Consider the following 24,852-nt stretch of genomic DNA (forward strand, 5'->3'; position numbering starts at 1 on the left):
GCCGAAGGATGCTGCTCTTATGCTATTATATGCCGTATACCGACTTATACTTTTCTTCCAAATACTGAACTAGGTACTCTGGATTCAACTCTTCTCCCGTTACTTCGCGAATAATTTCATTCGGAGTCAGTAGTTTTCCATGTTTATACACTTTCTCTGTCAGCCATTCCTTAATTGGCGCCAGATTGCCTTCAGCTATCAAACTATCGAAAGCAGGCAGCTCTTGACGTAATGTTTGCGTAAATTGCGCTGCGTACATGTTGCCAAGCGCGTAAGATGGGAAGTAACCGAACGCCCCGCCTGACCAATGCACGTCTTGCAGGACACCCTCACCATCATTCGCTGGTGTTACACCCAAATATTCTTCATATTTGGCATTCCAGGCCGCAGGCAGATCCGCTACAGCGATGGTTCCGTTAAACAACCCTTTTTCCAGTTCATAACGAATCATGATATGTAAGTTGTACGTTAGTTCATCGGCTTCAATGCGGATAAGCGACGGTTCGATGTGATTAATCGCCTTATAAAACGTACCGACATCAACTTGGTCGATCTGCGGTGAAAACGTCGTTTGCAGCTCACCATAGTATCTGTCCCAGAAAGCTTTACTGCGGCCGATCACATTTTCCCAGAAACGGGACTGTGACTCGTGAATGCCCATGGACGTTCCGGTGCACAGATTAGTGCCCACCAAATCTTCGGAAATGTTTTGCTCATACAGCGCATGTCCGCCTTCATGAATCGTTCCGAATAAGGCGGAAGTGATGTCATTTGGCAAATAGCGCGTCGTAATCCGCACATCCCCTGGATTCAGTGCCGTCGCAAATGGATGCACTGTCTCGTCCAAACGACCCGCTTCGAAGTCGTAATGCATTTGTTTCAAAATCGATAGAGAAAATTGTTTCTGCTTGCTAATCTCAAATTGTTGATCCAGGAATGAGCGATCCGGCTGATTCGGCGAAGCTTGGATACGCTGCAGCAGTGGAACTGCTTTCTCGCGCAAGGTCCCAAATACCTCATCTAACTTCTCGACCGTCATGCCAGGCTCGTACATATCGAGGAGCGTATTATATTTGTGGCCTTCATATCCCCATAATTCAATGAACTCTTGTGTTGTCGCCACAATCTTCTCCAAATATGGCTGGAACGAAGCCCAATCGGAATTATGCTTGGCATCTTCCCAAGCGGATTCGGCTTGAGACGTCAGCACGACATAGGCTTGATACTTCTCAGCAGGTATCTTTTTGGAGCGATCATATTCTTTTTTACACTCTTCGACCATCTTTCTCGAAATGACGTCAAGCTGGTCAAGCTCAGCAGGCTGCGTGAAAAACGCAAGATATTCGCCCATTTCATCAGATGTGGACATGCGGAATACTTCGGTGGAGAGCTCTCCTACAACTTCAGAGCGTGTTCCAATCCCTTTTTTCGGGGCGCCAGTTCGCATATCCCAATATATTAAGGCGATGGCCTCCTCGTATTGCTTCATTTTACGAACATAGGCCTTGAATGATTCCAGCTTAGCTGTGGCTATTTGCACACTCATGCTTCAAATCTCCTCCCATAAGTTTCTATTTTCATCATACTTCGTCCCTTCCACAGAATCAAATTTATTAAACTTGTGGTAAAATAATGACAAGCTATTATTCTTAATGCTAGGCAAATCCATTATACTAACAACATTCTGAGGAGATGACATCCATGCAAATTATGTTTACTGATTCAGCCATTGAGCGATTAACCCCATATATTGGCCAAGGTGATGCCCTGTTGAAGCTTGTTTTTGATACAGAGGGATGTGGCTGTTCCGTTAACGGAGTGCCTACGCTCTGGCTAGTTTCTGAGGAGAGTCACAATGATTTAACGGCTGAAACGAATGCCCTTAAGCTGATCTATAGCAGCAATGATGAAATTTTTTATGAAAATAATATGAAAATCGACTTTTCCGACGGAAGCAAATCCTATATACTGAAGAGTAATAATCAGATTTACAATGCGGGTATGAGCTTAGTCGACAAAAGATAAAGCTGCATGAACCATAGATAAGCAGCACATTAACTTACCTGGAGGAGAAACCATGTCTTTGATTAGTGAAATTTTGAATTACAATGAAGAATTTGTCGCAAAAGAGGAGTACAAAGAATTTTTGACTACGAAGTTTCCGGACAAAAAAATGGTCGTTCTGACATGTATGGATACACGTTTAGTCGAACTGTTGCCTAAGGCGATGAATTTGCACAATGGTGATGCTAAAATCATCAAAAATGCTGGCGCCATTGTCTCCCACCCTTTCGGCAGTATTATGCGCAGTATCATTGTAGCTGTTTATGAGCTCGATGCAGATGAAGTATTCGTTATTGGCCATTATGACTGTGGGATGACAGGGCTAAATTCTGACAAAGTGATCTCAAGTGCCAAGAAACGCGGTATTTCCGACGATGTTATTGCAACGTTGGGCCATTCCGGCATCGATTTGTCAGGCTGGTTAACGGGCTTTGACCATGTCCGTGAAGGGATCGAGAAAAGCGTAAATATTATTCGCAATCATCCCCTTCTTCCCAAAAACTTGCCTGTTCACGGTCTGATTATTGACCCGCAGACCGGGAGACTAGATTTAATTAAAGACGGTTATCAAACGGTTGAATAGCAAATAAAAGAGGCTCTCCAACAAAGTCATCAAATGACCTCGGGAGAGCCTCTTTTTTGTGTCTATGGGACCACCGCTACAGATTAGCGGAAATACTACCACTATTTACTGAAGTAACGCAGCTTTAGCATGAATAAATGGAATTTCTCCTGTTAATGGATAGTCATGTGCCTTGAACTTGAAATGAAAGGTTCTGAGAAAAGTGTACGAAACTTCTCTCCGAAGTCAGAAGACTAATTCATCTATACCGATTCTTTAATAATCAGTTTCTCTCTAGCATCCGTCCGCGGCCGCACGGCTGGTACATGCTCCGGGTAACCAATATGGAGCAAACCTACAATTTTCTCTCCCGGCTTAACGCCTACCGCCTCACGGAAGTTCGGACTATGAATAAACGGATTCGTCTTCCAAACAACGCCAACCCCCGCTTCCCACGCAGCTAGTTGAAAATTCTGAATTAAGCAGCAGACGCATGCAAAATCTTCTTCCCACTGTTTCTGCCTCGGATCTTCATTCATGACCACAACAAGATGGGCGGGGATTTGCATGAAGTAGTCCAGTTTCTGCGCAGCGAGCCTCTCTTTCTCCTCCGCCGTGTAGGTGCGAATCATTGCTTCGGCAAGCGGCTTACGCGCCTCTTCTTTGTAAAGAATGAACCGCCAAGGCTCCCTTAGACCGTGTGTTGGCGCCCATACCGCTACATTGAGCAGTTCAGTGATGAGCTCAGTATCGATGGGGTCGTTTTTAAATGACCGGACGGAACGTCTGTCTTTAATAAGTTCGCTGATTGCGCCTACTTTCTGATTCTGCATTGTATTCATCGTGCGTGTGCCTCCAATTTCGTTAGATTATTACTTCAACATGTCAATAATAAGTTCTATTCGCCTACTTAATCTGAGTAAACGATCATGATAATCATTCTCATTTTCGCAAATGGTTATCTAACTGTCAATCCTTTCATGCCATTCCCTTCCATTTGATTTTACTTAGAGCTAACCTTTCCTCGAAGGGACATCCGTGTTTTGAAGCAGTTATTGTATTTGCATTCACTCATCACCAAGTTGCGACTGCAACAACATTCTATGTTGTACTTTGTGCAACCATTTGGCTGTAATTGGGCTTCAAATCTCCACTAGATTGTACTTTGTACAACGATTCATGCACTAAACCGCTTACATCACTACTTTCGCGACAAATGGTTGTATTTTATGCAACGAAAGAACGCATTCGAGGTCAGACCACACCATTATGTTGTATAAAATGCAACGTAAGCCTTTGACTTGGCTGCCCAGCCGTCCCGACATCACCTCATCCTTATGCCCATCCCTTCCCATCCCTTCACTCACCACTCATCACCCATGACCCATGACCCATCACTCATCACCATTCCCTTAATTTTTAACGGGAAAAAGTGCTGCTAATTTGTTCATTTCTAATTCTCTTGGTCCATCAGATGGAAATTCTCCTGCTAATTCCTCCAGTTTCGTCAAAATGAGGCGAATCGACTGATTTACCTTCACAAGCTCCAGCTATTTCATCAAAGTCCCACTCCGCACCACAGTTACTCCCCAACGAATATAAATAAGGGTAAGCGAAGTTTATCAAAAAAAAATGCCCATCCCTAAGGGATGAGCACCTTCTTTAACCTTACATAATCAATGTTTTTACCAAACGTTTCGCGTCACCATTCGGAGTAGTAACAACTTCGTAAAGGTTAATTTTAACATTCGTGTTTAGTTGTTCGGATTTAATTGAACCGAAATCAATAAACTGTATGCCGGACATAATTTTGTCCTGGCCGATGAAGCTCATGGCCTTCGTACTAAGTAGACGGTCTTCGGAATCGACAACTTCGAAGACGAGGGATGAGAAGTTAGCATCCGTAATGACCTGCTCTTGACGCTTCACATCGAGGTCCAAGCGCAGACGATACGCGTAAGACTGATCCTTGCTATACGTAGCACTTACTGTGTAGTCGTTGATAGCAATACTAAACGGATACAAGGATACAGCACCCGTTGTTGGAACTGGCTGAACAGCTGTTTTGTACGAACCAATGGCTAAGCGATTTGCATCATATAAGTTAAGCGCTAGCTTATCTGCTGTTTCAGTACCAGGAACCATGTAGGAATAGTTCAACACATAGCTGGTATTCGGTGCAATGGACTTCGCTACTGTAGACTGACGAGCACCCGAATACGTGTAGCCTTCATCATTGGTCAAATCGGTTTGGAAATCCGGAAGATTCAATGATGTCGTTCCTTTATTCGTCAGCTTATATTTGGCAACGATGGTTTTAAAGCCGAAGTCCGCGTTCTCGCTCATTCCAAGCTCTACAAGCGATACATCTATATTCGAGTCAATGAGATTATTCGACGTGAGCCTAAACGGCGTACCGACCGTGTAATCTTCCGCAGAAGTATAAGAGGACACCTCTCCACCTTGTCCAGCTCCCGCGAGAGTCGTGATTGAAACAGGCAGTGATGCCGTTTTGCTATTAGCTGTATTGTTTGAATTACCTGTATTACCCGTATTGCCTGTATTACCTGTATCAGCAGAACCGGAACCGGAACCAGTACCCGTATCTGTACTATTTCCAGTGTTAGTTTGCGTGTTACTATTCGCCGCACCTTGTTTCTCAGAAACTACCAGCTGCAAGGCATCTGTGTTCAGACCGGCAGGCAAAATACCGGAAAAGCGGAAGGTAGTCGATTCATTGGGCGATAAGTAGGATGTGCGCACGGCATTATCCGTAGACGTGACTGCCACACTGCTGCGAAGCGCTTGAAACGAACCAGACAAGTTTGGAATCGTTACGATGCCATCACTTTTGTTCGTCAGCGTGACATTGGCTTGCAGATGCAGCCCATCTGATTGTTTGCTAGACGCGGCCCACGATGTCGTAATATGTAGACCCTCTAAATCTGCGTCCGGATATTGTGTATCGTCGCCGATTTTACCAACCACGAATGATTTCGCTACATTTAATGATCCCAGCACTGTCGTTTTCACTTGGCCTTTCGGTGAGAAAAGCAGTGATAACCCGTTTACCTCTAAGGAAGCCGGAACCGCCGTTTGAATCGTTGTCTTAACAGGCTGCTGCGGCAGCAATGTTTGACCTGACCCCGAGATAAACTGAGAACCGTAAGTCAATCCTTTGGCATCTTGCAAATTAAGTTCAAGCGCATCCGGAAGCTTAATCGTCGTGTTACTTAGATTTTCCAACGTTAAGTCTGTATAAACCAACCATGCACCATCTTTGTAAACTTTGTAGCTGTTGCCAAGCTGAGCTGTCACTAGCGCATCATCCGCGAAGGTAGTGTCTACCTCCTGGAGATTGATGGCGGCTTCCTGAAGCACGGATTGTCCCGCTTCACCCATGGCGGCTTCTACGGATAAGGCCCCAACATCATGCATCGTATTGTAGCTCCATTCGAAGATATCCACTTTAAGCTGACCTGGTGTCAGATTCGCTGGTATTTCGGAACTAAATTTGAAAGTACCCGTTTCCCCTGCCTGCACACGAGCGTTTACTTTCTCACTCAGTTTGGCCGTATAGGAGACCCCATTCGTATCCATGACTTTGACACCATAATTGTTAAAATCCACAGGTGTGGTGCTGTTGTTATTCAGCCCAAGGGAGAAACGAAGCGACCCGTCCTCGGCTCCTGATGACAGGGAAACCTTGTCTAATGTAAAGTAGACGGAATCGTTCAGGAACACGCCTTCCTTCCCAGCGAAAGCCGATGTGGCCAGAGGTAGTGTCAGGAAGCTTGCTGCCGTTAACATAAGCGCTGAGCGGCTGAGCAAGCGTTTCATTTTAAGATGTTGCTTCACAGGTAGTCCTCCTCTAAGTTCATCAATCAGATCGTAAGGCGTCAATCGGACGCAGTTTGGAAGCTTTGTTGGCCGGATATAAACCGAAGATAACCCCGACCAAGACGGAAAATAAAAAGGCATACATGCTAATATCAAAGGAAAGGCTTGTCGTTTGTTTCGGGCTGAAATATGGCAGTGCGTAGGATATTCCGACCCCTAACCCTAGTCCGATAAGTCCGCCAAGTCCACTGATGACGACAGCTTCGACTAGAAATTGGAGCAAAATATTGCGCCTTTTGGCACCAATGGATTTACGAATCCCGATTTCTCGCGTACGTTCACTGACCGTAACCAACATAATGTTCATAATCCCGATACCGCCAACGAGCAAGGATATAAGGGCAACAGCTACTAATTGATTCGTAAGTGTGTTCGTTGCTTCAGTCCGTGCCTTGAGCAGCTCATCCTGATTCGTTAGCACGAAGCCTGTATCGCTTTTGAATTTATAAGTTAAATATTGCTTCATCGTTTCTTGAGCCGTGTAGATATCTTCTTTGGTAGGTGCCTCTACGTAGGTCGTACGAATTTGCCCTAGCTTAAACACACGTCTCGCTGATTCCAACGGCACTATAATAGAGCTATCTACCGAAGCGCCTCCAATGTTAGAACCTTTCGCTTGGAGAGTCCCGATGACACTAAAAACAGCGCCGTCAATATTGATTTCCTCTCCCACTGGGTCCAAAGTGCCAAAAAAGGTCTTCGCCACTTCGCTCCCCAGAATCGCCACATTAGAACGAAACTCCAGATCCGTCGGTGATAGGTTGCGACCCTTATCGACGTTCGCTTTAATAATATCCATGTATCGATCGTTGGTTCCTATCACGTTGTACTTCTCTTGCGTTCTGTCATATTTAATATTGGAACCATTTTTCGTCATTGTCGGCGCAATGGATTTGAATTCCTCGAAATTCTCGAAATTCATCAGTTCATTGTAATCCAGCTGCGTGGCGCGACCGTTGCCTGTCGCTGTAACAACGAGAAGATTCGTCCCCATATTTTCATACTGCTTGGCGATTTGTTCCGAAGTTCCTTGCCCAATCGACACTAGTGTAACGACCGAGCTAACTCCGATAATAACCCCCAGCATCGTCAGAAAAGTACGCAGCGGACTGGAGACAATCGTCTGCAGCGACATTCTGAGCAGTTCATTTACCTTCATACGCTCACCTCTTGCTTTGCATCGCTTTTGTCAGCGTTATTCCGGTAATCATCAATGATGATGCCATCACGGAGAGCAACGACACGCTTGGCATTATCGGCAATGTGATGATCATGGGTAATCAGAACAATCGTATTGCCTTGCGCATTCAATTGCAGAATTAATTCCAAAACTTCTTCCCCTGTTCGGGAATCCAATGCTCCTGTAGGTTCATCCGCCAAAATGAGCGATGGCGAAATCGCAAGGGCCCGGGCAATCGCAACACGTTGTTGTTGACCACCGGATAGCTCACTAGGCTTATGATGGCCCCGCTCGCCCATTCCGAGCATTTTGAGCATTTCGTGCGCACGCTCTCGCCGCTCTTTTCTTGGAATACCGGCATAGATCATCGGAAGCTCCACATTTTCCATCGCAGATAAACGGGGCAAGAGATTAAATTGTTGAAAAATAAATCCGATCTTCTGATTACGAAGCGCAGCGAGCTCATTATCACTCATGCGTTCGGTTACGACACCGTCTAGGATATAACTTCCCGACGTCGGAACATCCAGGAGCCCAATGGTATTCATAAGCGTTGATTTACCGGATCCGCTGGGCCCGATGATAGCTACGAAGTCGCCTTCTTCTACAGCAAGCGAGATGCTGCGCAGGATAGGTAGATCTTCTAAACCGCGCTTATACGTTTTGACAATATCTTTTAGCTCAATGATATTCATACCGCAATAACTCCTTTCCCGGCAGTATTATCTGTTACCGCCACCGCCGCCACCACCGCCGTTAGTCCGTACAGCGCCACCTGCGCCGCCACCACCGCCGCCTTGGAATCCACCGGCTCCTCCGCCGCCAAATCCGCCGGCTCCACCTGCGCCGCCGTTTTGTTGAAACTGCTGTCTTAAGCGATTAATTTCGTCCTGACTAAGGTTCTGTTGTCTTTTCACAGCATTAGGAAGAACAACTTTATCCCCTTCACTTAGACCTTCGGTGATTTCAATTTGAGTTTTTGAGCGAATACCGATTTTTACTTCGTGCTCAGCTTCTACTGTACCATCCGCTTTTTTCAATGTGACAATACGCTTGCCTTTTTGCAATTGCAGCGCTTCAGGCGGTATGTAAATCGCATCTTTCTTGTCTTGAATCAAAATTTCACCTGTAGCTGTCATCCCATATTTCAATACATTATCTTTGTTATCCGCAGCCAATACGACGTCGTAAGCCGTCACACCGTTTGTTGTCGTACCAACTGTAGAAATTTGCGTAACTTCAGCAGGGAAAATGCGTCCAGGATAAGAATCGACTTTGATTTCAGCCTTCATGCCAAGCTTGATGTTAGGCAAATCTAACTCATCCACCTGCACCGGAAGCTGCATTTTGGCAATGCTGGCAACGGCACCTAGCTGCATACCACTGCTAACTTTGGTTCCAACTTGTAAAAGACTAAGGATGTCATTGCGTTTATTAACAAAGTCCGTTGAGAACACGCCATCAAATGGCGCTAATATTTTAAGCCCGTTAACCTTGTCTTGCGCCGAATCCACTTTCAACTTCGCACGCTCAAGAGCAGATTGTTTTGTGAGAATATCATCACCAATCGTATCATTCGCAAAGGTTGCGAGTGTATCTCCTTGACGAACCATGTTGCCTGTTTTCAGAGGCATCGTGGATACCGTACCCGTTGTCCCGGCCAGAACTGTTGTGACTTTCAGATATTGAAGCGCAGCTTTCGCTTGCGAATCAACCGCACGTCCGCCGATCGTCACGCTGCCCAGTACATTCGTGCCTGCATCCATGGAATTGTCATTGGGGACGTCAATATCAATATCGACTACTTTGCCGCCTTTCCCATCTGATTTCGGGTCTTTCGAGATGCTTTGAATCGTACCCGTTTTCGTAATCATATAGCCATCTATCGTAATATCAACCGGATCACCTTTGTGCAGCTGTGCAGCGTCTTCCACAAAGAATGGCAGCGTCACCGTCAAGTTACTCACATCAGAGATTGTTGCAATTTTGGTCGATTTATTAATCGTAGCTCCGAGTTCTAGGTTCGTTGCATACGTAAGTTTCCCGGAAACCGGGGACTTAACGGACATTAATCCTTGCTGCTCCATTAAAGAATCCAAGTCCTTCTGTGTTTGCTCGTAAGTCAACTGTGCATCCTGCAAATCACTTTCTAGGCTCGTACTCGTCAATTCCAGAAGAACATCCCCAGCTTTTACCGCTTGGTTCCGTTTCAGATTAATGGATTTAATATTCGATTCAACCGGAATGGAGATCGTTTGTGTATCTTTAGGTTCGAACTGTGCTGTTCCCGATACGGAAGAACGGATATTGCCTTTTTTGACTTCATAAGTAACTTCTTTCACATCCGCTGCAGTGCTTTTCTTCCCTTTTGTTAAATAAACATAAGTGCCACCTGCGCAGATGATTACCGCGATTGATACTATAAACCACTTACTGCGATACCATTTCATGAAGTAACTTCCTCCTTAGAGTTTGGACATGAGTAATTCCATTAACTGCTGCTCTACGCTGATCCCCATGTTTTTGGGATCAACCTGGTTTTCTCCATGCTCACGGTCAATGAAGCCTGACTCTGTCTGTCGATCGGTCTTTCTTTTTTGCATAAAAGCTCTAACTCGCTTCTCTCGTTCCTCTGAGGAGAGCTCATCCCCCTGATTGCCCATGCGCTCAGCTAATCGTGCCTTTTCTTCCTTGGACTGTTCCTCAAGATAAGCAATTTGCTCTAAAGTCAAACCGCCAAGCACCAGCTTGCGTTCGGATTCGTTCATGCTTCCTTCATCTATGCTTTTACGGACTAATGGAAGTATCGTCTCTGCTTGCTTAGCAGTAATCGACAAATTGGCATGCCGGTCCATACGAAGCAGTTCTTGAGAGAGCATGACCAGCTGCATCTCCTTTACATTTTGGACGTCTTCTGCGGGGCTTTCCTCGGGGAGAGCTTGCTCGGTTGTTGGGGGCGAAGAGACCACTGCCTGCGTTAAGGACAGTTCTGGCAAATGCGTCTGACAACCACCCAATAGGAAGGAAATAAGCGTCAAACCTATTGCTGCTTTCCAAGTGTACTTCATCTAACATACACCTCCAAGACAAAAAATCCTGTCCAATAGGATCAGGATACGCTTCAAACATGAAAGAAGTTTGTTTTAGTTGTAAAAAATCTGTGAAACTCTACGAAATCCGAGGAAATGTAACACGAAATTCGGTACCTTCGCCTAAACGGCTGCGTGCTTGGATAGTGCCATCCATACCTGTGACTAAATGCTTCACAATCGTGAGTCCAAGCCCCGTCCCCGTCGGCACGTCAGAGCTTGATGTTCTTGCTTCATCCGCCTTATAGAAACGATCCCAAATACGTGCTAACTCTGCATCCGTCATCCCTGTTCCAGTATCTCGAATGAATAGATGGACTTCGTGCTCCGCCTCTTCTAGCGCCACAGTTAGTGTCCCGCCCTTTGGCGTGAATTTTAAAGCGTTATAAATTAAATTATGTACGATTTGAGCAAATCGATCAGGATCTAGAGGTACTTGAGCAGGCTCCTTATCCGGATCAGGTAAGATAAGATGCAGCATGATCTCATTAACAGCGATCGGTGCCTTCAATAATTCCAACGATTCTTCCAATGCTTCTATCATAATGACAGGTCTGAGTCGAAACACATCGAAGCCATTCTGGATCTGCGCAAGGTCTAATAAATCGGTCACGAGACGCTGCAAGCGCTGAACCTCTTGATCACAGATGCGCAGGTAATGCGAGTATTTCTCTTCAGGAATGATCTTATCGTTCATTGCCAAGATAAAACCGCGCAGTGTCGTAAGCGGTGAACGCAGCTCATGTGACACATTCGTCAGAAACTCCTGCCGAGTACCCTCCCATTCTTCCAATTGCTCAACCATGAAGTTGAAGCTGGTGGCAAGCTGCCCGACTTCATCGTGTGAAGTGACCGGAACACGAGTCGTAAAATCGCCATGCGCTAGTTCAAGCGCCGCACGATTCATTTGCTGAAGCGGGCCGGCGAGTTTTCGCGAAATAATGTAGAGAATGAACCCTACAGCCAGAAGAGAGAACAAAAGCGGAACCAGAATGTTTACTCGTACAGCAGAAATAGCTTCACTAATGTCCCCGGCAGGGAAATGCAAAATGAAGACCATGGGCTGCTCGTTTAATTGATAAGGCGCGTGATACGTAAACAAATTAATAATTCTTCCGTCCGGCGCCGTTAAGTTTACCATCCCATAGCCGCTATGGCCATGCAACCCGTCGATAAACTGCGCATCCATCTGCTTGGGTATCGTGCGACCTTCACTATCAGAGGAACCGTTGAGAATATTCCCTTTGTCATCAACGAGCCATACCTGGCCATTAATGCTTCTCGCTAAAATGCGCACGGTATACTTCAATTCCCTCGTGGAGATGGTGCCGTCTTGAACGGAATTCATTAAACGGGTCACCTCGACGACCCGTTTCTCCAGCAGTTCAACTTTATCCTTGTAAAACAAATCCGTAAAATAATAGTTCCAGAATAGAAACAATCCCGCAAAAAAAAGCACGCAGGTTGCCAGAAAGGACAAGAAGATTTTCAGATAAAGGCTGTTATATTTTCCCTTTAGCCAAATCTTAAACATGCTGGACCACCTCAAACGAATAACCAATTCCCCATAGCGTTTGAATGTTCCACGTATCATGCTGTCCAAGCTTTTTACGCAAATTTTTCACATGAGCGTCAACCGTACGCGTACCGCCCGTAAAATCAAAATTCCATACATAACCGAGCAAATCTTCGCGAGTGAAGACACGGCTCGGGTGGCTGGTCAGGAAATGCAGCAGTTCAATCTCCTTCGGCGTGAGATCAATACGCTTCCCTCCCACGGTTACCCGGTACTGATCCAAATCAATGACAATATTCCCGATTTCCAATATTTTACGAGACGAACTTTGAGATGCGGACAGATCCGTTGGTACCTGAACCGTACGTCGCAAGACAGCCTTAATTCGGGCAATAAGCTCATTAGGATCGAATGGCTTGACTAAATAATCGTCGACACCTAAGTTAAATCCTCTCAGCTTGTCAATGGACTCGCCTTTGGCTGTTAGAAAAATAATCGGCGTCTGGTGAAATGGAGCTTCCATTTTCCGAATCATCTCGCATAGCTCGTAACCGGAAATATCCGGCAGCATGATGTCCAGTAGAACTAAATTGGGTTTCTCTTCTATAATTGTACGAAGAACCTCCTGACCTCGCGGCAGCAGAATCGGTTCATAATTGGAGTGCTCCAGATACAGTCTGACCACTTCCGCAATATTCAGCTCATCATCTACGACAAGTACTTTTCCTTCCGAGTTCACTTGGCGCCACCCTTTTCCTTACGAATTTGCTGTTGTCTTACTCTTTCTTCAATGACGTCTGTCCGGTCTCTTCGCGTATGCTTTTGAATGAGTTCAATATCGGCCATTCGGCTTGGTGCATGCCAAATCAACCCTCTTTGCTCGCATTCGGACTGGCAATGCGCAATTAACTCCAAATCTACGATCGGCAGATTGATATCTTGATACAAATAACCATCTCGCTCGATTTGAGCCCAAGTATGTCCAATTAACTGTCCCAGCTCCTCAGGATCAAGCCCCAAAGAAGTAACATGCTCAGCCTGCGCATTACGTTCTGCGCTTTGCAGCATTTTCACGGCACCCATACGATTTCCACGCCGAATATGATACATTCCCACAGCTATTTGAATTAAAGCGACGTACGTTCTGCTACGCTCATCCCCTGGATGCTCTTTCCAAAATTCTTCCATAACCTCATGGCATTCAAAATAATCTCGCTCCGCATGAAAATGCAATAAATATTCGATATATGCTTCCGGATATTGCTTCATAAATCGTTCCTCCACCTTGTTCTGATCACGATAATGACTATGTATACCTCATGTTACTCGAAAGTTGTTCCATCGTCCAACATCGCCTTGCTTTCCCCGTGTATTTCTACCTTTTGCCAGCGCAACCAATCTATCATTCCGTACGTCTTATTAAGTAGATTAAGAGAAAGAGGCGTGATCTATGAAAGTTGGAAAATGGCTGCTGACGAGTACCCTTTTGTTGTCAATGACGATACCGCAGGCTGTACAAGCAGCAGGAGCTTCAAACGGAACTACTGACAAAACAACGAAATACCGCGTTTATCAGTATAATCAAGTGCTCATGGAATTTGCTGCTTATAATCAAGCCGAAGCTTTTGCCAAAGGCTTTTCCAATAGTTATGTGGAGGAGATTGGCACACGCAAGTGGCTGTGGAACAACTTCCCTCGTTATCAGGTTTATCAATTAGACGCTACACTCCCTGAATGGCAGTTCTCTACACTAGATGCTGCTATTGCTGAAGCAAAAAAATGGTCCAATGCCAGTGTTCGCGATTTAGCATCCACGGGCTGGGTGTGGGACAACTACCCTCGTTATCAAGTCTATCAAAATGAAATTACCTTAGATTCGTGGAGATTTCAAACGCTGAATGAAGCCATCACCGAAGCGAAGAAATGGGGCAGTTCCCATATCATTGATTTAAACAGCCGAGGTTGGGTCTGGGACAACATCTCTAGTGACGATAAGACATCACTGCGCGCTGGAGATCCCCTATACAAAGTCTATCAAGGAACATTTTCAGCTGACAACTGGGAATTCGCTTCGCTCGAGGATGCGGTAAAAGAAGCCCTGAAATGGGGAAACTCGACTGTCATGAATAAGAACTCCAAAAAAACGGTCTACAGCAATCTTAAATCCTATAAAGTATACCAGAATGATGCCTTCCTTCAAGATTTCACTTCATTAGATGCAGCCGTTGACTATGCAAAACTATGGGGACACGCCGCCATATTCATGGATGGCCGCAAAATTTGGAACAATTATGCCTCATACCAAGTGTTCCAGAACGCCTCTCTTATTGGCGAATACACCAATCTTCCCGATGCGCTTAACTATAGCGTTCAGTACAACAACAGCTCCATTCAAACACTTGAACACCGAATATTGTGGGATAATTTCAAGAAACTACAGGTGTGGGGTTGGAATGGCCAATCCGGCAGCGATGTAATTAAGTCTCAGGTGACGAACACAGTTGGGCTGGATGTTGATTCACCGAGCTATTTCGAGCTAGCGGACGCTGCCGGTAATCTCAAAGACAGCTCTAATCCCGAAACTGTTCAATGGCTGCAAAAAAGCGGTTATACCGTGTACCCTCTTGTCAGCAATCAATTCAATGCCAGCTTAACTACGCAATTCCTTGCCAATAGTGCTGCTCAGGATAAATTCATCAAAGCTTTGGTCGATCGTTCCGTGCAGCTTGGTGTTCCTGGTATCAACGTCGACTTCGAAAGCCTTGCAGGATCAGACCGCAATGCATTTACAGCTTTCATTACCAAATTAACAACTTACGCGCACTCACTCGGCTTGGTTATTTCCATCGATCTCCCGCGCGGCAGCGTCAAATGGAATCATCTTTCCGCTTTTGATCATGAGAAGCTCGGCGGCATTGTCGATTACATCGTCATCATGGCCTATGACCAGTTCTATCGCGGGAGTACCTCCGCTGGATCCGTTGCCGGACTTCCCTGGACAGACGGTGGGATTCAAGAATTCCTATCCTATGGCATCGCCCGGGACAAAATCATCCTTGGCATCCCTTATTATGTGAGGGAATGGAAACTAGACGCAGCCGGCGCCTTGCAAAGTAACCGGACAGTGCTGTTGAAGGATATTCCAGCATTACTAGCTTCCAAAACTGTCAAACAAACTTGGGATACGACTTACGGGCAATATCGCATAGAGTACCAAGAAGGCGGCTTTACTTATGTGTTCTGGTTAGAGGATACTGCTACCGTCAAGGCCCGATTGGATGTCGCGAAAAAGTATGACATCGCTGGTGTCGCAGCTTGGCGGCTTGGCTATGATCCATCGGACTTGTGGACGATGATTTTGCAAAACAAGTGATTTACGTAGAACTAAAAGCACTGTCAGGGAAACTCCTGACAGTGCTTTTAGTTATTTCTGGGTGCTTGGTTCCACCACAATTTTTACGCGAAAACGACCAAAATCTTGCAGAAATTCCGCTAAGTCCTACTTTTTGGGCAACTGAGTCCTCTATTTCGAGGAAAACCGAGTTTTTCCTACCAAAGTGGAACTATATGGCCCTATTTGGCCTCATAGCACGTTTTTTGGCTGAAATCGGCAAAATAGCGGAACGTAGTTCCCCTTACACGTGGGAAATGTGACTTTTCAGGAAAATAGCGGATTATAGTTCCCTTTTGAATCGCTCAGTTTCACAGTAAATTCCATTCGTTAAATATCGTTGCCGTTCCGCAGTCTGCACAGTACTTAGCGTCAGGCTTATTCACCTTCGAGCATCCCTTGTGGAGCAAGGTCTTTTCCTTTGTACAGCGGTTTTTGAGTGGAGCTCCGCACTTAATACAATATCTTTCCTCTTTCTCCGCCACATACTTGCACCTGACACATTGCTGTAACTCCTTCTCAGCCATAGCTTCACCTTCTTGAAGTAGGTTCTCTACTCCAAGTATATGAAGACATTCAGACGAATGGTGAATCCTAATCTTCATACTTTTTTCCATTTTCATGCCTAGCTATGTATAAAAACTCGCCTTTTTACCCCACCCTATGAAGTAAAGGAGGTGAATAACCAATGGCAAAAGATGTACTTTGCGAAGTAAATTCCTGCAAAAACTGGGCAAATGGCAATAAATGCAACGCGTCTTCGATTTATGTCGTGAGCCACCACGGCAGCAATCAAGCGCGCAACTCCGAAGAAACAGACTGCAAAACGTTTGAACCTAAGGTTTAGTTTTTAGATACACATCTCAGCAACAGGTTAAATCAGTTCAACAACAGTTCAATTCCACAATAGTATAGAGATGTATATGGAGGCCCTTTCGGGCCTCTTTTTTCTTTCTATTGTTATTGTAACCAATAATGATAATTATTATCATCGGATATTAGAAAGATTTTCGAGATCTTCAAGATCCTGTGTCGGTGCTTGGCAGGCAAAGTTGTGACACACATAGGCCGTCACGCGTCCTCCTAGCGGCAATTTGTCCTGCACAAGCGGGATAAGCTTGCGCACTTCTTCTCCCACCGCCCCTGGCGGGTGAAGAATCAGCAGCGCATTCGTCAAGAACTGCCGCTGTACGGCGCGCAGCATGATCTGCGTCTCCGGCTCAGCCGGATCGCCCGCGATGACGATTTCGCTAGCTTCACTGTAAGCGAAATCGAGCGCGGCCAGCATGAGCGCATGGCCCGGCGGGTACGACGCGACAGCGCCCGCGAAGGCCTGGAGCTGCTCATCTGCGGCCTGCGACAGCTTCGCGTCGTAGGTCAGCTTTGCCAGCCGCTGCATGTTCAGCGCGGCTGCGGCGTTGCCCGACGGCATCGCGCCGTCGTAGATCTCTTTGGGGCGGGTGAGCAGCTGCTCGGCATCGCTGCCGTAGAAGAAGAGCCCGCCCTTCTCTTCGTCGCCGAAGAGACGAAGCATCTCTGCGTTCAGCTGGACCGCCTCACGGAGATAGCGAAGCTCGAACGTGGTCTCGTACAGCTCGATCAGTCCCCAGACGAGGAACGCGTAGTCGTCCACGTAGCCTGGAAAAGCTGCCTCGCCGTCGCGGTAGCGGGCGAGCAAACGGCCATCTTCGCGGCGAAGCTCGCGAAGCAGGAAGTCCGCTGCTTTCGCGGCAGCCTCCGCGTAAGCAGGTTTGTCCAAGGCTCGGGCCGCCTTGGACAGCGCAGCTATCATCAGACCGTTCCACGCGGTCAGAATCTTGTCGTCTTTGCCCGGATGGATGCGCTTCTCGCGGTGCTCGAAGAGCTTGGCGCGGGCTTCTTCCATCCGCTGCTTCAGCTGATCCAGAGGGATCTGCTTCCGCTTGGCAAATGAGGCGAGCGTCGTTTGGATCAGATTCGGGATGTTGTGCCCTTCGAAGTTACCCGACTCCGTAATATCAAACAACTCGGAGAAGAGATCCCCCTCGTCGATACCAAGGACGAGTTCTACCTCATCTGGTGTCCATACGTAGAACTTGCCCTCTTCCCCTTCGGAATCCGCATCCTCTGCCGAATAGAAAGCGCCTCCAACATCGGTCATGTCCCTCAGTATGTAGGTGATGATCTGCTCCGCTACTTCAGCATACTTGGCTTTGCCAGTAACCTGACAAGCTTCCGTATAGGTCATGATGAGCAGCGCGTTATCATACAGCATTTTCTCGAAATGAGGCACCAACCATTTGTTGTCAACGGAATATCGTGAAAAACCAAATCCAATATGATCATACATGCCCCCGCGATGCATGGCATCTAGCGTCTTTTCGACCATCTCAAGGGCACGTTCGTTCCCCGTTTTCTTATAGTATCTGAGCAGGAATGACAAATTGTGTGAGGTTGGGAATTTCGGTGAACTGCCGAATCCCCCGAACTCAGGGTCGAACGTGCTCTCATATAAACGGAACGCTTCATGAAGCGTATCTTCCGTTAATTCACCGCCAGATTGGTGCTCTAACAGCCGATTTGTTGTCTCTTGGATGATCTGTTCCCCGACTTCGCGAACGTGATCGGCATCTTCCCGCCACTTCCCTGCAAGTTGTGCGACCACTTCCACCATACCGGCTCGATTGTATTTTCGGCTGCGTGGGAAATACGTTCCCGCGAAGAATGGCTTCTTCTCCGGCGTCAGGAACACGGTAAGCGGCCAGCCGCCTTGTCCCGTCATTGCTTGGCATACCGCCATATAGATGTGGTCGATGTCTGGGCGTTCTTCACGGTCTACTTTGATCGAGATGAAATCTTTATTCAGCATGTTGGCTACGGTCTGGTCTTCGAAGGATTCGTGTGCCATGACGTGGCACCAATGACAAGTTGAGTAACCAATAGATAGGAAGACTGGCTTATTTTCTTGCTTTGCTTTCTCGAACGCTTCTTCAGACCAAGGGAACCAATCAACCGGGTTGTGAGCATGTTGAAGTAAATAGGGGGATTTTTCGTTTATGAGCAAGTTTTGTTTGCGTTCTGACATTTTATATTCCCTTCCTACATTTTAGTATTTTCATTATTTTTTTTAGCTATAGAAATGAAAAAACGCCCAGCACGGCGTTCAATTCAAAGAGCAAGTAATTTCTATTTATAAATAAAACTTCTCTTTTATTTAAACCAATCTGGGTGTTCATTCTTGGTCAGAACTGCATCTAAAGGAAAAATCATCTTAATAAACTCTCCAGTATCCGCCTTCAAGTCGATACCGACTCCATCAATCATACCACTCCATCTTGCATTCCCAAATATTTTTTTCCAAAAATCATCTTCGATGTACCAACTTTCTACTTCAACATTAACTGTATTGTAAGGAAGACCCATTTTTTTATTTGCAATAGTCAGGTAGCCACCTGCTTTTGCGATGGCTTGACTTTTTGTTAGCATTGGTTGATTGAATTGAAAAAGAGCAAAACTACTGACGATAATTATTACGAGCATTGAAATACCAATTAATATTTTCTTCATTATTTCTCCTAATGGTACTAAATGAAATCCATGTTTTATTTAGAGCCAATGTCCTTTTTTGCCAAATCCATTGCAACTGCAAGCTTAATTTGTCTTGTCTTACTGAGACCTTTCTTGTACTCACTCAAAGAAATAAATTCATCATCATCTCTTACTTTAGATGCACCACGTTCTAATTCAATCCGCACAACAAACTTATCATCAATAAGAATCCAGTAACTGTCTTCATCTTGATCCGGAACCCAATCTAAAATATAGGCAGTCTTCATGTCATTGAAACGTACTTGTAATACATTTAACAATCTATGTTTAACTTCATTACAAAATAATGATCGGTGTGAAGCTAACAATTCAGCTCGATAACTCTGTTCTGTCATGCTACCGTTTAGTTTCAATGCTACGACCACCTTAATCATGATAAAAAGAAATTGCTCTTTTACTGGATATCCTCCAACTTTACATCAATATTCTTTAGCTGTTATCGTAGATTAAAAACCATTGGTTGCTTATGTAGATTAAAAACCATTGGTTGCTTATGTAGATGTAAAACATATTATTGTTTACGTTGTAAATCCATTTTCATATTGAGGATAGTCTAATTTAGCGTATGCTTTTATTCTCCACTGGCTTCCAAGAAACATTTTAATCTCAAATAAAGACTCATAGGAAAATCATGCAAAACCCATCTTTTCTTGTAACCCTCTATTCCATGTTTCTCAAGTAGTATGTCTAATGCAAATAGAACTGCCCTCGCCAAATCATTAAGAGGGCATATGGAATCCAACACTAAAACTGGACTTTCTTTTAGTGACAAATCCTCATAACGCACAATTTTAACAGAGACAGTATCCTTCGTTATGCGTTCAAATGCCCATTCTGTTCCAGCAGGTTCTTCATCAAACTCAAAAACTGTTTTATTATGAGGATACGGTACACACTCTGGAATTATGGAAATTAGACAACGCAGCAAATCATCTAAAGCATCGGATAGATAACTTGCAGTAAAACGAACATTATTAGATTCAATTTCAATAAATCCGTCTGCCCAACCGCTACCTGTTAACTCATATACGAATTTCATCTAATTTCCCTTTTCCTCCATCAAATATAATCATCCTTTTATTGCGATTTAAATATGACCTACTCCTTTAATCAATTGAATATTTCCATTCTAAGAAATTCCATGTTTTATTTCCTGCCGTCATGCTCAATTGCGTAGCTCAGAGCCATTTTCTTACCTTTAAACACATAGACTCTTTCGCAATCTGTGCATCGCCAAACATCAATTTGTGGCACAGCATCGTAAATGTCAAAACCGTCTCTAACTTTCTCTTGAATCTCTTCCCATTCTCTGTCTGTAAACACAATTAGCTGTACGTCATTAGGACAACTTGAATTAGCTAGAACTTTGCCACAATCACACTTAAATGTAGCCAGAACATTACCCCCAATCAATCAATACTCCCAAGCCTTCTTAATACCTTCTAAAGGACAAGCATTATCAGCATCTGTTCATCTATTCAACCTTGACTTCTCCAAATAAAATCCTGCGTTCAATCCGTTGTTACATATATATTACATCATCCGTTAAGTTTCCTAAGTACTTTTCATCGTGAACTGGAACTATTACAATCGCATTATGATACCTTAATATTTCAAGATATTTTTTGTTATTTTCGCCAATTATGTAATCCATCCAGCCATTAGTTTGCATCCATGGTACAGTAAACAGCTTTTTACCATATGCAAAACCAATTGCCATTGATGCCCTCCATACTTCACCACTTTGAAATTCTAATGGTCTGTGTATCCTTCCATGCCTTTCATTATTTTCATTAAATCCTGACAAATCAAACATCTCTGAAATCTCGTGTAGCGTATAGCTGCTTCGGCTACTCTTAATTCCTAGTTGAATTTGTTCTGCAACAGTTTTAATGCCCAAGAGTTTTCTTGTTAATTTATTTGGGTAATTTTGTCTCGGACTATAATGATGTTCTGAGACTCCTTCACCGATATAACAGGATATTTTACGAAGCAATTCAGAATTGGCTATTTCACCATTTACTTGTAGTGAATTTTGAGACTTATCATCTAGTAATTGCTTACCAGCCAATAAGTATGACAGTGCCCATCCCCCTGAACCAAGACTGCCTACAAAACCATATATATTACCACTCTTAAGTGTGACAGTTAGATTAGTTATTGTATCAACCATTCTCCAATAATCAAATAAACTGCATGCTATTTGAAAATTTAAGTTGTTAATATTGATTTCTAATATAGAATTCATTCGAGTGTCTCCTGTAATTAATACATCCCAACATATCAACCTAACGGCTCCGGAATCAGCTCTCCATATTCTAGCTTTACCTCAATCCACATACGTTTGACTACTTCTAAATCCGCGAGAAACTCCTCAATCGTCTTTCCATCCGTCTTGCACCCTTGTAACTCCTCGAACCCGCCGTAATAATAACCTTCCGGGTAGCTGGGATCATTAGAAATAAAACGGAATCTGTATGTATAATTTAATTTCATGTAATACTCAATATCCTTATTAGTCATCAGTCTTCACTCCTCGAAAAAATGGTTTATTTTAGGAAATGATCAATAATTAAGTTTATCATATCCCATCAAAAGAAACCTCGAAATCTCGCACGATTCTACCCAGAATCCCGCTAAAAATTACCTCAAAGGGAACTGGCGTCCTCTATTTCGAGGAAATCAAGCTATTTCCACTTTGAGAGGAACTCCAAGCTCTTATTTCTGCCTCCGTGCTATTTTTATCGTGTAAAACGGCATATTAACGGACCGTAGTTCCCCCTTCCTACGGAATACGTACCTTTTCAGAGGAATAACGACCTGTAGTTCCCACCCCAAGGGTATAAAATCTTTTAGCTCACAAAAAAAAATATGAAACTTTTCCCAAAAGAAAAAGTTTCATATCCCTTTACTCACGTATACTTAATCACATTCGCCACGATGATAAAAACAGCTCCAATAATCAGCCACATACACATCAACGGCCAGAAAAATTTCACCCATTTCTGATAAGCAATCCCCGATACAGCCAAGCTGCCCATCAAAGCGGAAGAGGTAGGAAGGATCATGTTCGTGATGCCATCGCCTAATTGGAAGGCTAGTACGGATGTTTGTCTCGTAACGCCTAGCAAATCGGACAATGGAGTCATAATCGGCATAGTTGTAACAGCCATTCCGGTTCCCGAGGTAATGAAGACGTTCATAATATTTTGAAAAGCGTACATCCCTAGCACCTGAATCGAACTTGGCAAGTCACCTACTAGAATAGACAAGCCATTCACGATGCTGTCAATGACATTTCCTTGTTCAAGTACGACCATGATGCCTCTGGCAATACCAATGATGAACGCGCCGTAGGTAATGCTGCTTGCGCCTTTGACGAATTCGCTGGCGATACGACTTGGACCATAACCTGCACAGAAGCCGGAGACAATCCCCATGGTCAAGAATAACGCACCGAGTTCCTCCATCCACCAGCCTTTTTTCGAAACACCCCAAATCACGAGACCGAAACCTATGATCACAGCAGCAATTGTAAGGTAGTGCTTGAGCTGAATGCTTGGCAGCTTGGATAAGTCTACTTTCTCGCCCGATACGGACTGTTCCAAATCATAAACAAGCCCTTTGGTCGGATCTTTTCTTACTTTGCCTGCATATCGAATCAAATAAAGACTTGTCACTGTAATCAAGCAAATCAGTAAAATAACTCGCAGCCAAGCCCCTGAGAACATCGGAACTTGCGCGATAGCCTGAGCCAAACCAACATTGAATGGGTTCAGGATCCCAGCTGTAAAGCCACAAGATGCCCCCAAGGATATCATCGCCGTGCCTGTCAAAGCATCGAAACCGAGCGCACGGGCAATCGCGATCCCGATAGGTACGAAGACCATGACTTCGGTGGACATCCCCATGGTAAAGCCGCCAACGGAAAACAGGGTAATGAAGATCGGAATCACCCATCTGCCTTTATTGGCAAACGTTTTTGCCACCCTGGAAGTTACCGCCTCAATCGTGCCTGTCGACGAAATGATTTGAAACGCCCCGCCAATAATGAAAATAAAGAAAACGACATCTGCTGAAGACACCAATCCGTGGACGATTGCCTTCGGAATCTCAATCAGACTAACGGGACTCGAATCAACCTGATGATACGACCCTGTTACTAGCAAGGATTTTCCAGTCGCCTGATCTTTTACACGTTCAAATTTCCCCGAAGGAATTGTATACGTTAATGCTGCTGCTACGAAAACAAGGATAAATAAGATGACAAAGGTATGAGGCATTTTAAACCATTTGCGAGAACTATCTTTTGTTATACTATTCACTGCCCGTTACCCCCCTCTCTATTTTGCTTCCAAAGCGTAAACTCGCTGCGCACGCGCTGCATAGCCGTCTTGTCGACACATAAATCATACGCGGTAAGGGCTAGCGCCTTAGCCGCTCGATTTAGCTCAATCATGCCCTCTTCCGAGCCCGCCAACTGAGCGAACTCCGGCGTATGCGTCGTGGCATCTCCAAGTCGAATGTACGGGTGAATAGTTGCCGTCATCTGACTCACATTTCCGATATCGGAGGAGCCGACGCCTCCCTTAAGTGGCGGTTCGGATACTTCGATGCCCATCTGCTCCAGATTGTTTTGAAACAATTGAGCCAAAGCTTTATTGTTGTTCCGCTCCGCATAAATTAACCCTTCCGTAATATCAACGGTAGCTCCAACGCCTTCTGCCGAGCTGCGAACGGCCCGGTATACTTTTTCTCTTACAATTTCCAATTCTTCGACCGTCGACGCTCTTAAAATGAATACAGCTTCGCACAACTCCGGTACGACATTCGGAGCATCTCCGCCTTTGGTGATAATGCCATGAATTCTCACATCTTCTTTCACAAACTGACGGATCGAGTTGATCGCCACGAAGGCATTGATTAGTGCATCCAGCGCACTGATTCCTTTCTCTGGCGAGGACGAAGCGTGTGCTTGCTTGCCATGAAAGGTGAACGTCGCATCCACACAAGCTAGGGCTCCGCGCAGAACCATCGTTTTATTCTGCGGATGGCACATCATCACAGCATCGATGTCATCGAAAATCCCTTCGTTGCACATGATGATTTTACCGCCGCCCTCTTCTTCCGCAGGTGTCCCTAAAACAACGATTTTTCCCGGTAGATCCGGATGTGCTGCCTTCAAAGCCAGCGCGGCACCTACGGATGCAGTCCCAATTAAGTTATGACCACAAGCATGGCCAATCGCAGGAAGCGCATCATACTCGGCTAGAAGGGCAATCGTTGGACCTCCAGCTTGTCCTTCCCAAGTAGCGCGAAACGAAGTTTCTAGGCCCGCAATTCCTTGCTCTACCTCGAATCCCGCTTCTAGTAACGGTTCAACCAACCACATCTTCGCTTTATGTTCATGAAAGCTGAGTTCCGGATTCGTATGAATTTGCATAGATATACGGCGCAGCTGCTCGTCTAGCGAATCTACCGCTTGTTCAATCTGTTGTTTGTTCTTGATTACATCCAAATTCTCTTGCATAATTCTAATCCCCCTATCAAATCCACATGATG

Annotated in this window: 24 protein-coding genes; 5 read left to right on the forward strand and 19 right to left on the reverse strand. The window is 45.0% G+C overall.

Translation table 11 applies throughout. The annotated features are described in order from the left end of the window. Nucleotides 1-25 precede the first annotated feature (25 nt). Nucleotides 26-1,546, reverse strand: a complete 1,521-nt coding sequence (locus tag AC58VC_RS01875) for a carboxypeptidase M32 (protein ID WP_497367177.1) — start codon at nucleotides 1,544-1,546, stop codon at nucleotides 26-28. A gap of 155 nt (nucleotides 1,547-1,701) precedes the next feature. Here AC58VC_RS01875 and AC58VC_RS01880 point away from each other — a divergent pair, with 155 nt between their 5' ends. Both AC58VC_RS01880 and AC58VC_RS01885 read left to right on the forward strand, forming a co-directional pair. After that, nucleotides 1,702-2,025, forward strand: coding sequence for an iron-sulfur cluster biosynthesis family protein (locus tag AC58VC_RS01880; protein WP_497367178.1), 324 nt, complete (start codon nucleotides 1,702-1,704; stop codon nucleotides 2,023-2,025). A gap of 52 nt (nucleotides 2,026-2,077) precedes the next feature. Then, complete coding sequence (locus tag AC58VC_RS01885; protein ID WP_497367179.1) at nucleotides 2,078-2,647, forward strand: beta-class carbonic anhydrase; 570 nt, start codon at nucleotides 2,078-2,080, stop codon at nucleotides 2,645-2,647. A 242-nt stretch (nucleotides 2,648-2,889) separates the two neighbouring features. Here AC58VC_RS01885 and AC58VC_RS01890 read toward each other — a convergent pair whose 3' ends face one another. From AC58VC_RS01890 to AC58VC_RS01930, 9 genes are all read right to left on the reverse strand, one after another. After that, nucleotides 2,890-3,468: a nitroreductase family protein gene (locus AC58VC_RS01890; protein WP_497367180.1), complete on the reverse strand. Its 579-nt coding sequence runs from the start codon at nucleotides 3,466-3,468 to the stop codon at nucleotides 2,890-2,892. An 826-nt stretch (nucleotides 3,469-4,294) separates the two neighbouring features. Next, entirely contained in the window at nucleotides 4,295-6,484 is a 2,190-nt protein-coding gene (locus AC58VC_RS01895) for a hypothetical protein (RefSeq protein WP_497367181.1), read from the reverse strand. A 22-nt stretch (nucleotides 6,485-6,506) separates the two neighbouring features. Continuing rightward, a complete protein-coding gene (locus AC58VC_RS01900; protein WP_497367182.1) occupies nucleotides 6,507-7,685 on the reverse strand; it encodes an ABC transporter permease in 1,179 nt (392 codons plus the stop codon). Beyond that, nucleotides 7,682-8,401 carry an ABC transporter ATP-binding protein gene (locus tag AC58VC_RS01905; protein WP_497367183.1) on the reverse strand — a complete coding sequence of 240 codons (720 nt, stop codon included), beginning with the start codon at nucleotides 8,399-8,401 and terminating at the stop codon, nucleotides 7,682-7,684. The genes AC58VC_RS01900 and AC58VC_RS01905 overlap by 4 nt, the downstream gene beginning before the upstream one ends. Nucleotides 8,402-8,428: 27 nt before the next feature. After that, nucleotides 8,429-10,156, reverse strand: a complete 1,728-nt coding sequence (locus AC58VC_RS01910; RefSeq protein WP_497367184.1) for an efflux RND transporter periplasmic adaptor subunit — start codon at nucleotides 10,154-10,156, stop codon at nucleotides 8,429-8,431. A 15-nt stretch (nucleotides 10,157-10,171) separates the two neighbouring features. Beyond that, nucleotides 10,172-10,774, reverse strand: coding sequence for a hypothetical protein (locus AC58VC_RS01915; protein WP_497367185.1), 603 nt, complete (start codon nucleotides 10,772-10,774; stop codon nucleotides 10,172-10,174). A 100-nt stretch (nucleotides 10,775-10,874) separates the two neighbouring features. Further along, nucleotides 10,875-12,329 carry a sensor histidine kinase gene (locus AC58VC_RS01920; protein ID WP_497367186.1) on the reverse strand — a complete coding sequence of 485 codons (1,455 nt, stop codon included), beginning with the start codon at nucleotides 12,327-12,329 and terminating at the stop codon, nucleotides 10,875-10,877. Beyond that, nucleotides 12,322-13,050 carry a response regulator transcription factor gene (locus tag AC58VC_RS01925; RefSeq protein ID WP_497367187.1) on the reverse strand — a complete coding sequence of 243 codons (729 nt, stop codon included), beginning with the start codon at nucleotides 13,048-13,050 and terminating at the stop codon, nucleotides 12,322-12,324. The genes AC58VC_RS01920 and AC58VC_RS01925 overlap by 8 nt, the downstream gene beginning before the upstream one ends. Next, nucleotides 13,047-13,580 carry a DUF309 domain-containing protein gene (locus tag AC58VC_RS01930; RefSeq protein ID WP_497367188.1) on the reverse strand — a complete coding sequence of 178 codons (534 nt, stop codon included), beginning with the start codon at nucleotides 13,578-13,580 and terminating at the stop codon, nucleotides 13,047-13,049. The genes AC58VC_RS01925 and AC58VC_RS01930 overlap by 4 nt, the downstream gene beginning before the upstream one ends. Before the next feature lie 181 nt (nucleotides 13,581-13,761). Here AC58VC_RS01930 and AC58VC_RS01935 point away from each other — a divergent pair, with 181 nt between their 5' ends. The 3 genes from AC58VC_RS01935 to AC58VC_RS01945 all read left to right on the forward strand — a co-directional run bounded on the left by AC58VC_RS01935 (nucleotide 13,762) and on the right by AC58VC_RS01945 (nucleotide 16,549). Further along, nucleotides 13,762-15,684 carry a glycosyl hydrolase family 18 protein gene (locus tag AC58VC_RS01935; protein WP_497367189.1) on the forward strand — a complete coding sequence of 641 codons (1,923 nt, stop codon included), beginning with the start codon at nucleotides 13,762-13,764 and terminating at the stop codon, nucleotides 15,682-15,684. Then, nucleotides 15,657-15,965, forward strand: a complete 309-nt coding sequence (locus AC58VC_RS01940; RefSeq protein WP_497367190.1) for a hypothetical protein — start codon at nucleotides 15,657-15,659, stop codon at nucleotides 15,963-15,965. Before AC58VC_RS01935 ends, AC58VC_RS01940 begins: the two co-directional genes overlap by 28 nt. A gap of 425 nt (nucleotides 15,966-16,390) precedes the next feature. Continuing rightward, a complete protein-coding gene (locus AC58VC_RS01945; protein ID WP_157324647.1) occupies nucleotides 16,391-16,549 on the forward strand; it encodes a DUF1540 domain-containing protein in 159 nt (52 codons plus the stop codon). Between the two features lie 141 nt (nucleotides 16,550-16,690). Here AC58VC_RS01945 and AC58VC_RS01950 read toward each other — a convergent pair whose 3' ends face one another. The 9 genes from AC58VC_RS01950 to AC58VC_RS01990 all read right to left on the reverse strand — a co-directional run bounded on the left by AC58VC_RS01950 (nucleotide 16,691) and on the right by AC58VC_RS01990 (nucleotide 24,820). Further along, nucleotides 16,691-18,766, reverse strand: coding sequence for a thioredoxin domain-containing protein (locus AC58VC_RS01950; protein WP_497367191.1), 2,076 nt, complete (start codon nucleotides 18,764-18,766; stop codon nucleotides 16,691-16,693). 125 nt (nucleotides 18,767-18,891) lie between these two features. Beyond that, nucleotides 18,892-19,248 carry a hypothetical protein gene (locus tag AC58VC_RS01955; RefSeq protein ID WP_497367192.1) on the reverse strand — a complete coding sequence of 119 codons (357 nt, stop codon included), beginning with the start codon at nucleotides 19,246-19,248 and terminating at the stop codon, nucleotides 18,892-18,894. 35 nt (nucleotides 19,249-19,283) lie between these two features. Further along, entirely contained in the window at nucleotides 19,284-19,664 is a 381-nt protein-coding gene (locus AC58VC_RS01960) for a hypothetical protein (RefSeq protein WP_497367193.1), read from the reverse strand. 197 nt (nucleotides 19,665-19,861) lie between these two features. Further along, nucleotides 19,862-20,329, reverse strand: a complete 468-nt coding sequence (locus AC58VC_RS01965; protein ID WP_497367194.1) for a hypothetical protein — start codon at nucleotides 20,327-20,329, stop codon at nucleotides 19,862-19,864. 107 nt (nucleotides 20,330-20,436) lie between these two features. Beyond that, nucleotides 20,437-20,703 (reverse strand): DUF8617 domain-containing protein, encoded by a 267-nt coding sequence (locus AC58VC_RS01970; RefSeq protein WP_497367195.1) that lies wholly within the window; start codon nucleotides 20,701-20,703, stop codon nucleotides 20,437-20,439. 109 nt (nucleotides 20,704-20,812) lie between these two features. Next, entirely contained in the window at nucleotides 20,813-21,538 is a 726-nt protein-coding gene (locus AC58VC_RS01975; RefSeq protein WP_497367196.1) for a hypothetical protein, read from the reverse strand. Nucleotides 21,539-21,573: 35 nt separating this feature from the next. After that, nucleotides 21,574-21,813, reverse strand: coding sequence for a type II toxin-antitoxin system HicB family antitoxin (locus AC58VC_RS01980; protein WP_497367197.1), 240 nt, complete (start codon nucleotides 21,811-21,813; stop codon nucleotides 21,574-21,576). A gap of 389 nt (nucleotides 21,814-22,202) precedes the next feature. Continuing rightward, nucleotides 22,203-23,615 (reverse strand): YfcC family protein, encoded by a 1,413-nt coding sequence (locus tag AC58VC_RS01985; protein WP_497367198.1) that lies wholly within the window; start codon nucleotides 23,613-23,615, stop codon nucleotides 22,203-22,205. Further along, nucleotides 23,612-24,820: a M20 family metallopeptidase gene (locus AC58VC_RS01990; RefSeq protein WP_497367199.1), complete on the reverse strand. Its 1,209-nt coding sequence runs from the start codon at nucleotides 24,818-24,820 to the stop codon at nucleotides 23,612-23,614. Before AC58VC_RS01990 ends, AC58VC_RS01985 begins: the two co-directional genes overlap by 4 nt. Nucleotides 24,821-24,852: the final 32 nt, after the last annotated feature.

Source organism: Paenibacillus sp. J22R67 (assembly GCF_059692175.1).